Source organism: Pseudomonas sp. PsB, assembly GCF_043658375.1.
GTDB classification, from domain to species: Bacteria; Pseudomonadota; Gammaproteobacteria; order Pseudomonadales; family Pseudomonadaceae; genus Aquipseudomonas; species Aquipseudomonas putida_Z.
Genome location: NZ_JBIGLU010000004.1, coordinates 96654 through 109084, shown reverse-complemented (window position 1 = coordinate 109084; position 12431 = coordinate 96654). Strand labels below are relative to the sequence as shown.

At 61.0% G+C, this 12431-nt stretch carries 12 protein-coding genes and 1 pseudogene; 5 read left to right on the top strand and 8 right to left on the bottom strand.

All coding sequences use genetic code 11. From position 1 onward, the window contains the following. Positions 1-177: 177 nt before the first annotated feature. Positions 178-930, bottom strand: coding sequence for an SDR family NAD(P)-dependent oxidoreductase (locus tag ACGLHT_RS08200; protein ID WP_274078420.1), 753 nt, complete (start codon positions 928-930; stop codon positions 178-180). 100 nt (positions 931-1030) lie between these two features. On the opposite strand from ACGLHT_RS08200, the gene ACGLHT_RS08195 reads away from it, so the two are divergent. Further along, a complete protein-coding gene (locus tag ACGLHT_RS08195) occupies positions 1031-1990 on the top strand; it encodes a LysR family transcriptional regulator (protein ID WP_137164817.1) in 960 nt (319 codons plus the stop codon). A 180-nt stretch (positions 1991-2170) separates the two neighbouring features. On the opposite strand, the gene ACGLHT_RS08190 is transcribed toward ACGLHT_RS08195, so the two are convergent. Both ACGLHT_RS08190 and ACGLHT_RS08185 read right to left on the bottom strand, forming a co-directional pair. Next, positions 2171-2554, bottom strand: a complete 384-nt coding sequence (locus ACGLHT_RS08190; RefSeq protein WP_137164188.1) for a MerR family transcriptional regulator — start codon at positions 2552-2554, stop codon at positions 2171-2173. 164 nt (positions 2555-2718) lie between these two features. After that, positions 2719-3297, bottom strand: a complete 579-nt coding sequence (locus ACGLHT_RS08185) for an NAD(P)H-dependent oxidoreductase (protein WP_274119930.1) — start codon at positions 3295-3297, stop codon at positions 2719-2721. A gap of 148 nt (positions 3298-3445) precedes the next feature. On the opposite strand from ACGLHT_RS08185, the gene ACGLHT_RS08180 reads away from it, so the two are divergent. Next, the gene (locus ACGLHT_RS08180; RefSeq protein WP_337993812.1) at positions 3446-4351 is read left to right on the top strand and encodes a lipoyl synthase; all 906 of its coding nucleotides are present in this window, start codon (positions 3446-3448) and stop codon (positions 4349-4351) included. A 15-nt stretch (positions 4352-4366) separates the two neighbouring features. Here ACGLHT_RS08180 and ACGLHT_RS08175 read toward each other — a convergent pair. The 5 genes and pseudogenes from ACGLHT_RS08175 to ACGLHT_RS08155 all read right to left on the bottom strand — a co-directional run. Further along, positions 4367-4540, bottom strand: a pseudogene (locus tag ACGLHT_RS08175) (glutathione-dependent formaldehyde-activating protein); the annotation flags it as partial. Positions 4541-4555: 15 nt separating this feature from the next. Then, positions 4556-5689, bottom strand: coding sequence for an aminotransferase class V-fold PLP-dependent enzyme (locus tag ACGLHT_RS08170; protein WP_075045417.1), 1134 nt, complete (start codon positions 5687-5689; stop codon positions 4556-4558). 381 nt (positions 5690-6070) lie between these two features. Beyond that, on the bottom strand, positions 6071-6532 hold the full coding sequence (locus ACGLHT_RS08165) for a type II toxin-antitoxin system YhaV family toxin (protein WP_137164187.1): 462 nt from the start codon (positions 6530-6532) through the stop codon (positions 6071-6073). Continuing rightward, positions 6532-6849: a type II toxin-antitoxin system PrlF family antitoxin gene (locus tag ACGLHT_RS08160; protein ID WP_075045414.1), complete on the bottom strand. Its 318-nt coding sequence runs from the start codon at positions 6847-6849 to the stop codon at positions 6532-6534. Before ACGLHT_RS08160 ends, ACGLHT_RS08165 begins: the two co-directional genes overlap by 1 nt. A 154-nt stretch (positions 6850-7003) precedes the next feature. Next, positions 7004-7918: a LysR family transcriptional regulator gene (locus tag ACGLHT_RS08155; protein ID WP_038409468.1), complete on the bottom strand. Its 915-nt coding sequence runs from the start codon at positions 7916-7918 to the stop codon at positions 7004-7006. A 206-nt stretch (positions 7919-8124) separates the two neighbouring features. Between ACGLHT_RS08155 and ACGLHT_RS08150 the strand changes: the two genes are divergently transcribed. The 3 genes from ACGLHT_RS08150 (at position 8125) to ACGLHT_RS08140 (ending at position 12402) form a co-directional block, all read left to right on the top strand. Beyond that, entirely contained in the window at positions 8125-9147 is a 1023-nt protein-coding gene (locus ACGLHT_RS08150) for a zinc-dependent alcohol dehydrogenase family protein (protein ID WP_038409469.1), read from the top strand. Between the two features lie 514 nt (positions 9148-9661). Continuing rightward, positions 9662-11047 (top strand): hypothetical protein, encoded by a 1386-nt coding sequence (locus ACGLHT_RS08145; RefSeq protein WP_274079668.1) that lies wholly within the window; start codon positions 9662-9664, stop codon positions 11045-11047. Further along, complete coding sequence (locus tag ACGLHT_RS08140) at positions 11047-12402, top strand: aminotransferase class I/II-fold pyridoxal phosphate-dependent enzyme (protein WP_274079669.1); 1356 nt, start codon at positions 11047-11049, stop codon at positions 12400-12402. The genes ACGLHT_RS08145 and ACGLHT_RS08140 overlap by 1 nt, the downstream gene beginning before the upstream one ends. The last annotated feature ends 29 nt before the right edge of the window (positions 12403-12431 follow it).

The window sequence follows — 12431 nt, the reverse complement described above, 5'->3', positions numbered from 1 at the left end:
TTGTGAGAGCGGAGCGTAGTCGATCACAGTAGATAGGATGTCGTACAACCTAAATTTCAGCAAAAATATTTCTTAATGTTTCGAGGTAAGGGGCAATGTCCATAGAACGGTCGAGACGAAACTGACAGGCTTCCTCAAACAGTGAGGGAAGGCCGCATTTGTCGCGGCCTTTACTCGTTAGACTTGCGCCTGGCCACCGTCGACGAACAGTTCGGCCCCGTTGACGAAGCTGGCGTCGCTGGACGCCAGGAACAGAGCGGCTTTGGCAATCTCTTCAGGCTCGCCGACGCGCCCCAAGGGAATCTGCGATGCCAGGTAGTCCAGCAGGCCTTGCTGCTGAGCTGCGTCCGGCCCGGCGAGGTCTACCAGACCCGGGGTGCGAGTCGCGCCGGGGCTGATGGTGTTGACCCGGATGTTGCGATCTTTAAGGTCGAGGATCCAGTTACGGGCGAAGGCACGCACCGCAGCCTTGGAGGCCGCGTACACGCTGAATGCGGGTGTGCCCGAGCTGGCGGCAGTGGAACCGGTCAAAATCACTGAAGCGCCTTGAGCCAGAAGTGGCAGCGCTTTCTGAACCGTGAACAGCGTACCTTTGACGTTACGATCAAAAGTGTCGTAGTAGTGTTCTTCAGAAATGTCTCCCAGAGGCAACATCGAGCCACCGCCTGCGTTTGCGAACAATACGTCGATTTGCCCGTGCTCTGCAGCCACCTGTTGGTACAGGGCATCGAGTTCGTCCGGCTTGGAAGAATCCACTCGAACCCCGACTGCGCTACCAATCTGTGCGACGGCGTTGTCCAGCTCCACCTGGCGGCGCCCGGTGATGAATACTCGTGCGCCTTGTTGAGCGAAAAGCTTGGCGGTCGCCAGCCCGATGCCTGAGGTTCCGCCAGTCACGATTGCGATTTTGTTTTCAAGCTTGCCAGTCATGATCATCTCCGGTGTTTGTGATGTTGCGTTGGGAGAAGCGTATCGACGACCGGGAAAAACCAAAATAGAATTGTTGGAAACTCATCGTTGCAGAAATGAAATGAGCAAACTTCCGGATTTTGAAGGGCTGGCGATGTTTGCCAAGGTAGCTGAGGAGGGCTCGTTCGCAGCCGCCGCCAGAGTCATGGGCGTTTCAGTGCCCACAGTGTCCAGGGCGGTAGCACGGCTGGAGGAGCGGCTGGGGGGGCGCCTGTTCAACCGCACGTCTCGACAACTTTCATTGACCGAATTCGGCCAGAGCATGGCTGGCAAGGCTGGGGAAATCTACCGACAGGCCGAAGAGGTGGAAGGCGAGGCAATGGAGCTCTCCGTTCGACCTCGCGGCCTGGTTCGCCTCGCGATCCCCATGTCGTTCGGCTTGAGATGGGTCGCGCCCTTGATGCCCCAACTCATTCGGCAGTATCCAGAGCTCTCGGTAGACCTCCATTTGTCCGACGCTTCGGTTGACCTGATCGCGGATGGTTTCGACGCGGCCTTGAGGATCGCTGCATTGCCCGACTCTTCATTGGTGGCTAGAAAACTGTGTGCCGTGACTCAGTTTCTTGTCGCCTCACCGGCCTACCTCAATCAGCACGGAAGGCCAAAGCACCCCCGAGAGCTTGCAAGTATGCTTTGCCTTAGCTACGCCTACCGTGCTCGGACGCAAGTCTGGAGATTCACGCATATATCTGGAGTAGAAGAGGATGTCGTGCCTACCGGGCCTTTGCGTGTCACTAATTCGGAGGCGATGATCCCAATGCTGCTAGAAGGGATGGCCATCTCTGAACTGCCTGAGTTCATCGCGAGTGAGTATCTGGCGGATGGGCGCCTGGAAAGAATCTTGCCTGAGTGGAGTATGACTCGGGGCGGCTTGTATTTCGTGACACCGTCTGCGCGAACTCGGCCAGTGAAGATCAGAGCTGTTTCCGATTTCTTCTTTGAACACCTGTCCGCGCCGACGTGGCGTTGGGCGCCTGGGTATGAGTCATCAGGTGATATTCAGCGAGCAGGGCTGGAGTAAGGTTGGTTCATCTACAGAATGCTGATTTCGCCGTGGTTCTTTGCCTCGATTGTGCCGCAACCAGCAGTGCAAGAGGGCGAGCAGCCGCGGGGTGAGGCTGTGCCAGGCTAAATCGCCGGGGCGCCTGCGTGTTGAAAACGGCACGGGGCGCCATGGCCGTTCAGGGGCGGCGGTGCGGATTCAGCGGGCTTTTTCCAGGTGTTCGAACTGGCATTGCATCCGAGCATCTTTGAGGCTCAGCTCAAACTCTACCAAGCCGTCATGCACTTGCTGCAAGGCCTGGATCTGCCCCATCAATTCCTGCTTTTTGTTATTGATGGCCTGCATGGCCAGATCCCAGGGCAGCTCCTGGCCGCGATGATCCTGCAGAATGGCCTGCATTTCCTTGAGTTTGAAACCGAGTTGCTGAGCACATTTGATGAAGGTCAGCAGCTCTACGCTTTGCTGGCTGTAGATGCGGTACTTGCCTTCGCGTTGCGGGGGGGGCAAGAGGCCGATTTCTTCGTAATGTCGAATGCTTTTGACGGTGGTGCCCGACAGCTGGGCGGCTTTGCCGATGTACATGAAAATCCCTTTTTTGACGCATCGGAAGCGAAAAGATGTCGCGTGCTCGTACGGCGCGCGACATCTTTGCACAAGCGTCAGGGGGTTGGAAGCCAAGTTGGACAAGGTGTCGCAGCAGGGAGGCTCGGCTGGGCAGCGCAGGGGCACGATACGACCGGGGCCGATCAGCGGCTGGCGACTGCCTGGACTTGTTTGAGCCAGGCTTCACGCTGTTCCGGCCTGGAGCCCAATACCGGACCGAAGGTCAGGGTTTTCAGGGTTTTTATGCCGCAGAACTCCAGGGTGGTCTTGCGCATCTGGTGCAGGCCCGGCATGCGATACACCCACCGGTAGTACCACGGCGGCGTGTCCATGGTCACCAGAAGGTGAGCCGTGCGGCCCTTGAGCAGCTTATCCGGGAAGGGCGAGCCTTTGCAGTACTTGAAGGCAAAACCGGGCAGAAACACGCGGTCCAAGAACCCCTTGAGCAACGCCGGAATGCCGCCCCACCAGATCGGGTACACCAATGTCAGGTGTTCGGCCCAGGCAATGTCGTTCTGTGCGTTGATCAAATCAGGCTCAAGCAACTGGACCTGGTTATAGCCATCGTGCAAGACCGGATCGAAATCCAGGGTGTCCAGGCGCAGCAGGCGCACCTCATGGCCTGCTTGCGTGGCGGCCTCGACATAACGTTCGGACACAGCGCCGCAAAAGCTGTCGTTCGAAGGGTGGCCGAGGATTACGAGCATGCGTTTGCTCTTCATGACGAACTCCAGGTGATGAAGAGCCAAGGGTAAAGTCTGCCCCTTACGGTAGAGTCAAGCGTTGCCGGTTAGCGGTAGAGACAAACAGTCCAGCAGCGCTCGGGTGTAGCCCGGCAAACTGTCGAATGAGTGGGCGCAGGAACGTAATGTGTCAGGATCCCCGAAGAACATTTGGACAGGGCTGAGTCCGTTTGGGAATGCTTTCACGAACGGCTGCTATCGACCCAAAGCGGACACTGATCCAAAGCTCTGTAGTCAGTGCAGGCCTCATCGCCGGCAAGCCGGCTCCCACAGGAATATCACCAGCCTTAAGGCATGCGCTGTACTTGTGGGAGCCGCGCTTGCCGGCGATGGGCCGCGAAGCGGCCCCGGTTACAGATGTCCGCTTTGGGTCGAAAGCGTTCAGTCGCGATCAGGGCCCAAGCCACTGGATGCCGATGAGCCGACGAACCTTGCCATCGCCATTGCCGACCTTGGCCTGAAGTATGTGGTGATCACTTCGGTGGACCGTGACGACCTGCGCGATGGCGGTGCCCGCCACTTCGCCGATTGCCTGCGCGAGATCCGCAGGCTGTCGCCGGGTATTCAGCTGGAAACCCTGGTGCCGGATTACCGTGGCCGTATGGACGTTGCTCTGGACATCACGGCGCAAGAGCCGCCAGACGTGTTCAACCACAACCTGGAGACCGTGCCGCGCCTGTACCGGGCGGCACGGCCGGGCTCGGACTTCGAGTGGTTGCTGGACCTGCTGGAGCGCTTCAAGCAACGCCTGCCGGCGGTACCGACAAAGTCCGGCCTGATACTCGGCCTGGGCGAGACCGATGCCGAGGTGGTCGAGGTGATGCAGCGCATGCGTGAGCATCAGGTTGACATGCTGCCCCTGGGGCAGTATCTGCAACCGTCCCGCAGCCACCTGCCGGTGCAGCGCTTCGTGCACCCTGACACCTTCGCCATGCTTGCCGAGCAGGCCTTGGCGATGGGGTTCAGAAACGTGGCCTCCGGGCCGCTGGTGCGCTCGTCCTACCACGCTGACCGGCAACTGCAAGCAGTTTAAGGGTTCAGATCACCATCATTCGCGGTAGGTGCCTTTTTGCTTGGCGGCGTGAACCGCGAGTGCATCCATGAGTGGGGGCGACAAGCAGTCGCAAGGTTCCAGGCCAAGTTCACGCAGACGCTCGCGAATCGCCGCCATCTGTGCCGGTGGCGTGCCGCTTTCGATCACCGAGGACAAGAAAGCGGCAAATGCCAGGATGAGGCCTTAGTTCACCATCACTTCGTCCAGTGCCTGCTCAAGGGTGCTGACCGTGCGCTCGATATCGTGCAGTTTTTCGAGCCCGAACAGACCGATGCGGAAGGTCTGGAAGTCGGCCGGCTCGTCACATTGCAACGGCACTCCGGCGGCTATCTGCAGGCCGTGCTCGACAAATTTCTTACCGCTCTTGATATCGGCATCATCGGTGTAGCTCACCACTACGCCCGGGGCCTGAAAGCCGGCGGCGGCCACGCTCTTGATGCCTTTGCCGGTCAACATGGCGCGCACTCGATCGCCCAGAGCCTGCTGTTCGCCGCGGACCTTGTCGAAACCGTAGGCTCGCATCTCATTGATTACTTTGTTAAATCGCGCGAGAGAGTCGCTGGGCATGGTCGCATGGTAGGCATGCCCGCCCTGTTCGTAGGCCTGCATGATCTGCAGCCACTTTTTCAGGTCGCAGGCGAAACTGCTGCTTTGCGTCTGCTCGATGCGCTCCAGGGCCAAAGCACTGAGCATCACCAGGGCGCAGCAAGGGGAGGCGCTCCAGCCTTTCTGTGGAGCGCTGATCAGCAGGTCGACTGCGCACTTTTGCATATCAACCCAGATCGTGCCCGAGGCGATACAGTCGAGCACGAACAGGCCGCCCACCGCATGCACAGCGTCGCCGACGGCCCGCAGGTAATCGTCGGGCAGGATAATCCCGGATGAGGTTTCAACGTGGGGGGCGAAGACAATCTGCGGCTTGTGCGCCTTTATCGCCGCCAGCACTTCGTCCAGAGGGGGCGGAGCGTAGGCAGCCTGGCGACCAGTGTCGACCGGTCGGGCTTTCAGCACTGTGGTGGCCGCCGGGATGTTGCCCATCTCAAGGATCTGGCTCCAGCGATAACTGAACCAGCCGTTGCGTATCACCAGGCATTGCTGACCGGTGGCAAACTGGCGCGCTACCGATTCCATGCCGAATGTACCGCTGCCGGGCACTACCGCAACAGCCTGGGCGTTATAGACCTGTTTCAGGGTCCTGGAAATGTTCTTCATCACGCCTTGAAACGTCTGCGACATGTGATTGAGCGAGCGGTCGCTGTACACCACCGAGTACTCGACCAGCCCCTCAGGATCAATGCTGGGATAAAGCTTCGACATGGGTGACTCCTTTGGCAGGGATGTCATTGGTATCGACCCTGTCCTTAGCCTTGTCAAATGCCAAGATTGACCGGGACTGATGAAATCCATGTGATACCGCGGCGCCTGCTTCGCGGCTGAAGCCGCTCCCACAGGGGGGCGTGGCGTTCTTGCCGGCCAAGCGTGAAAGCCTTGATCCATAGCGCCTGGGCCATTTGCGCGATGAGGTGTTGGGGATCGTGCTGAGAGACTGTCCGGATCCCCGAATAACATTTGGCCCTTCATATAAATCAAATGGTTATGAATGGGGCCCCTTTTTACAGCAGCTACGAGTGGATTACAGTGGACGCACCGGGGGCGGGGCTGGCGCAGAACGTGCAATCCCTCACCCATTTGCGCAACTTATGCTTTGGGCTCGTCCCAGTCGCTACGCGTTGCAGCAGTCAGCGCATCCCAGTCATCAGGAGGGTTGCCGCGGCCCAGCATCTTCTCGAATACGGCGTAGGGATCGGATTTGCTGCCTGCGGACCGTAGGGTATTTTCGTCGTTGACCCATGCATAGACGATGACCTTGGACCTTGAGTCGTAGCGAAAGAACAGCCGAAAGCGCCTGCCGATTTTTGCGCGGCGCCAATGTCTGTAGGCGGTGCCCAGCGTGTTGCCTTGGCGGAACTCATCACGGCCTGGGTCGGCAGGCACAGCCTCCATGATCAGATGGCTCAATGCCCGAAACAGCTTGACGTTGGCGTTGCTTTCAAAACCTTGCGGATCGTTCTGCTCGGCCCGGGCGGCGGCTTCTTGCAATATGCGTAGCTGTAAAGTCACACCTTCATGGAACAACAGTGTCCAGCCATGTCGCAGCATTAGATCGCGACCTCACCATCGATATCTTCGTCCAGGTTTACAGGGTGGTTTGCATTGGCGAGCATGGTTTGCGCCAAGTCTTCCGGCAGGGTGGTGAGGTTGCGTCCGTTTCGGATATCAGCCTCCAGCAAACCCAGGAACGCACCGATGGCAGGGTCTTCGTGGGTGGTTTCTACGCGGCTGACCACGATTTCACCCCCGCGCACGTCGAATGCAATCTTGCCACCTGTGTCAACGCCCAGTAGCTGGCGAACGGATTTTGGCAGTGTGACCTGTCCCTTCGAGGTCAACGTGGCGATTTCGTGGATGGCAGGCATGAGTGTTCTCCCGGATGTATTGATCGGATGGTAAGGAATAATCCTTACTCGGTCAATCTTGGTTTTCTGCTGATCAAGGATAGGCGGGGAGGACGCTCAATAGCGCCGCAGGATGAGTTACACCACTTCCAGGGACGCGATCGGCGCGAAGCCCCTAAAGACTGTCAGGGTCGCCGAAGAACATCTGTATCCGCGACCGCAACCACCGCTCTGCCGGGTCATTGTCCTGCGCCCCGCGCCAGGCCATGTGCAGCTCGAAACTGCGCACATCCAGCGGCAGATCCTCAGCCCGCAACCCACCCGCCGCGGTCAACGCATCCGCCGTGTAATCCGGCACTGTAGCGACAATATCGGTGCCCGCCAGCAAGCTCCCCAGCCCGTTGAACTGCGGCACCGCCAGCACCACGTGGCGCTTGCGGCCAATCTCGTCCAGCGCCTCGTCGATGAACCCCGACAGGTCCCCGGCAAACGACACCAGCGCATGCGGCCGCGCGCAGAAGTCGTCCAGGGTGATGGCGCCGGGCACGCTGTCGGCGCGCAGCAGTTTCGGCATGCTGCGGCGCAGCACCTTGCGCTTGGCGTTGGCTGGCAGTTCGCTGGTGTAGCTGACCCCCACCGAGATCTCGCCCGAGGCCAGCAGCGTCGGCATCAGCAGGTAATTGACCCGGCGCACCACCAGCACGATACCCGGCGCTTCGGCGCGGATGCGCTTGAGCAGCTGCGGCAGCAGGGCGAATTCGGCGTCGTCCGACAGGCCGATGCGGAACACCGCATTGCTGGTGGCCGGGTCGAATTCGGCAGCGCGGCTGACGGCGGTGGAAATCGAGTCCAGCGCCGGGGACAGCAGGGCGAAGATTTCGTGGGCCCGGGCCGAGGGCTCCATGCTGCGGCCGGTGCGCACGAACAGCGGGTCGTCGAACAGGTTGCGCAGGCGCGACAGGGCCGCGCTGATGGCGGGCTGGCCGAGGAACAGTTTTTCCGCGGCACGGGTCACGCTGCGCTCGTGCATCAGCGTTTCGAACACGATCAGCAGGTTGAGGTCTACGCGACGCAGGTCGTTTCGATTCATCGGTGCGCTTCGCCTAAAGTGGGGCAGAGGTGAATCTTAAGGCCAAAGGCTGGTACCCTGCACGGGTTTAGGGGGACCAATCGCAGGGAAAGTCAGGTGCCCAATCGATGACAAGCATGTCGACTATTAATGACCACTGATGGTCTAACCAGCAAAGCCCGGATAAAGTCCGTGGTAATTAGAGGTTCACAAAGGCGAGGTATGCGATGTCCCGCATGATCCGTTTCCACAAGTTCGGCGCTGCCGATGTGCTCCGTTGCGAGGAGCAGGCCGAACCGTCACCTGCTGCCGACGAGGTACAGATCCGCGTCGAGGCGGTTGGCGTCAGCTGGTATGACGTGCTCTGGCGCCAGAACCTGGCACCGTCCCAGGCGCGCCTGCCGGCGGGGATCGGCCACGAGATGGCGGGGGTGGTGACCGCGGTCGGCGAAGGGGTCGAGGATATTGCGGTGGGTGACCGGGTTGCCAGCTTCCCGGCCACCAGTGCCAACGACCACCCGGTGTATGGCGATGTCATCGTGCTGCCGCGTTCGGCCATTACCCGTTATCCGGATGTGCTCACCCCGATCGAGGCCAGCGTGCACTACACGCCGCTGCTGATCGCCTATTTCGCCTACGTCGACCTGGCCCGGGCCAAGGCCGGGCAGACCGCGCTGGTCACCGACGCCAGCCACTGCGCGGGCCCTGCCTTCGTGCAACTGGGCAAGGCCCTGGGGCTGAAGGTGTTTGCCGCCACAAAAGAGGCGGATCAGCGTGAGTACCTGCTGGGCCTGGGCGCCGACAAGGTGATTGTCACTGAAGAGCAGGACCTGTTGCTGCAGGTTGGCAAGTACACCGATGGTCGTGGCGTGGACATGGTCCTGGATGGCATGGGCGGGCCGCAGATGTCGCTGCTGGGCGATGTCCTGGCTCCACGTGGCAGCCTGGTGCTGTATGGCCTGCAAGGCGGCAATCAGACGCCGTTCCCGGCTTGCGCGGCGTTCCAGAAGAACATCCAGTTCTATGTGCACTGCATTGGCAACTTCACCGGCAAGCCGGAGCTGGGTATCAGCCAGGATCAGGTGGCGCTGCAGCGCGCCCTGCGTGATATCAACCAGTTCACTGCCGACCAGTTGCTGACACCGCAGATCATCAAGGTGTACCCGTTCGAACAGGTGGTCGAGGCGCATCGCTACATGGACCAATGCCCGTGCGGCGGGCGTGTGGTGCTGGACATGGCGCAACACTGACAGCGGTCTGCATCTATCAGGAAACCCGGGCAGAGTCCCGGGTTTTTTGTTGCTAATAGAGACTGGTTTTACGTTAAAAAAAGAAGTTTCCTACAATTAAATACGACGCGGACTATATTTGAACTGATTGCTCCGTGGCTTGCCGAAATATCCCGCCAAGTTTTTTGTCTTGTACTGTTCCCGTCTGGCAGTCAATGTGTTTTCTCACTTCCGCTGAATGGTTTTTTTACCCTGATCTGTATCTTCTATTCGCTTTGCATCCCTCGATAATGGCTCAATGATAGTTTGCGCAAGGAGCGTGGAATGAGCATGGCTATGCCCAGGCCAGGGCGGTGTATGGCAGCGGCGGGGCGTCGCGACGATGGGTTTTTCTCGATGTCATGGCGACAGTGATGGTTACGTCATTACTTCCAATTAGTTGTAGGAAATTTCTTCTGGGAAAGTTCGGGGCATGTTGATGTTCAGGTCCTCTGATCAACGTGCGCTGGCTGCATGAAGTTGATGAGGTGATCTCGTGACTGCTATTCACGACCAGGCAATGCACTATATCTACCAGCAAGTACTCGAGCGCTTGCTCAGTCATATGTCACAAGCACAGCGTGCTTCCTTGCAATTGCTGATACAACGGCTGCTGGTTGCTGCAGGCGGGCCCGACTACATCGGTACCTGCCGCTTGCTGGTGCTGCAAGGCAATGATCGCCGCAGCACCCGGCTGCTGGCCATGCTGCGTGCCGCACAACTGAGTATCGCCCTGCGTGCGCCGGTAACCTTCCAGCTGCGGGTGCTGGTGGTGAGCCTGCCCGTGGCTGACAGTGCCACGCTCGAATGCCATGAGCGCAGCTTCAATGCGCTGTTCTTGCAGGATGACCCGCGGGTGCAACTGCAGATGATCAAGGGGCGTGAAGTGGTGCCGTTCAGCCGACATGCCCCTGCCGCGCCCGACAACTGGCTGTTGGCGAGGGATGCCATGCTGATGTTCGGTCACCTGGTCGATGCCAGGCCCGAAGCGCTGCTGGGGTGTCGCCTGCACCTGGAACTGGCGGCGGCCGTGGGCTTTGCGCTGCAGGCCCATTCACCTGCTGATGTATTTATCACCGCCATCCCTGCGCGCCAGCGCCGCCGGTACCTGGCCTGGGCACGTCGCAGCCTGCGCCTGGCAGGGGAGCGCGGTCCGCATGTGGTGCACCAGTGCCTGGCGACGCTGGCACAAGGGCTGAGCCGCCTGCACGGCAGTATCGGGTTGCCATCGGGTGCCTTGGCGGGGCCGACCTCGGCGAGCGTGCCGCAGAGTACGCCGGTGCGGTTGATTGCCATTGACGACCTGCTGCCGCCATTGCTCGAAGAGCAGCAGCTGGACCTCATGCTCGGTTGTCGCTTCGAGGGGAGCCAGGACGCCTGGCCATTGACCGCGTTCGTCGAGCCGTTGGCCCCGGTGCAGCTGCGGGAGCTGCACGCACGCAGTCTCGAGCCGCAGGCCAGTCGCCCGGCATTGCGGCTGGCTGGCCAGCCGGGCGCCAACAAGCGGCGCGACACGCATCAGCTGCAGTTCGGCAAGGCATATGGCATCAACCAGATCCAACAGGTGTGCCTGCTGTTCAGCCCGTTTGCCAGGCAGGGGAAGAACCTGGAGCGTTTTCTGCAATGCTGGCATGCCGACATGCTGGTGGCGCTGCCATACCTGCATCGAGCCTTGCAGGGTAAACCCTGCCCTGAAGCGGTGAAAAACTGGCTGGTGAATACCAGCGGCCTGCCGCTGGGGCAACTCCGGTTGATCTATGGCGGAGGCCTGCCGCTGGCCTCCTGGCGCCTCATGAGCCACCTGGCCCGTCGCGATGTACAGCTGAGGTTGCTGCCACGGCGGGCAACGGGGCGGCGGCGTGGTCATGCGGGGCCGCCTTGATGGCGCAATCGGGCTCCGGCGAGTTCGCCTATCGCAAGGTCTATCGCTACCTGGAAGCCCTGATCGACCAGGCGCCACCCAGTGGCCCGTGCCGATTGCCGTCGTTGCGCGTGTTGGCCCGGCGGTTGCGGGTGTCATTGGCCACCGTGCAGAGTGCCTACAGCCTGCTGGAAGAAGAGGGGCGCGTGCAGTGTCTGCCCAGGTCGGGCTATTACGTACAGGGCGCTGCCAAGGGGGATGCTGCGGCCATGCCCCGGCAGGCGTCCCTGCCGGCACAGCCGATGCTTGAGCGCACCCTGTTCACCCACGAGCGGCGCCTGGCGCGTCAGCGCTCGCACAGTGTCGCCCCGTGGGACGCACCCGGCAGCGCCCGCCTGCGCAATGCCGTCGCCGAGCGCTATACCCGCTCCTCCAACCAGTACTGGCGTGCCGAGGACGTCCAGCTGGCGCCAGATGTGCAGGCGTTGCTGGAGACTTTGCTGGCGGCGCTGGCCCTGCAAGGCGGGACCGTGGTAGTGCACTCGCCCTGTTGCTGGCAGGTACTGCGCGCATTGGCCCGTGCCGACATGCGAGTGCTGGAGGTACCACTGGATAGCCGCGGCAACCCGGACCTGCGCGCCCTGGGCCGGCTGCTGGCCAGCGAGCCGGTGTGCATGCTGGTCATGCCGTCGTGCCTTGGCATGCCGCAGGGGCGGCTGGTTTCACTGCACTATCAGCAGCAGCTTGGCCAGCTGCTGGGCCAGCACCCTGTATGGTTGCTGGAGAACGATCTGGACAGCGAGCACTGTTACAGCGGGCCGCCGAATACGCGCCTGCGCGATTGGGTCGACCCGCGTTGGCTGTTGGTGATGGGGGCGTTCGATGCCGCAGTGGGGGGCGAGGCGCCCTATGCCTACCTGCTGGGTCATGATGCCGTGCTGGCCCGGGCTTTCGCTGAGCGTGCATTTCGGCTTGCACCGCTTCGCCTGCAAGCGCTGGCGCACATGCTGGGCAAAGGCGAAATCGAGGCGCAACTGGTGCGGCTGCGCACCGACCTGCAAAAGCGCATGCAATGCCTGGCGCGTGAGTTGCAGCTGCAGTTCGGCCAGCGGGTGGTGTTGGAAACGCCGGAGGGTGGCCGGACACTGTGGGTGCGCTTTCGCCAGCCGCTGCCGTGGGAGGGTATTGCAGCAGCGCTGGCTGGTTCAGCACTGCATGCCCTGCCGGGCGAGCAGTTCAGCCTGCAGGGCCGCTACCAGCAGTATCTGGCGATGGCGTGGCTGGGTGATCACCCGGGGGAGCTGCAACAGGCGGTAGAGCGCCTGGCTCAGGTGCTGGAACTGCGCTGCGGCCGGCCTGCCGGCGCTACACCTTGAGCCGCCGGGGTTGCGTTGCAACCCATCGC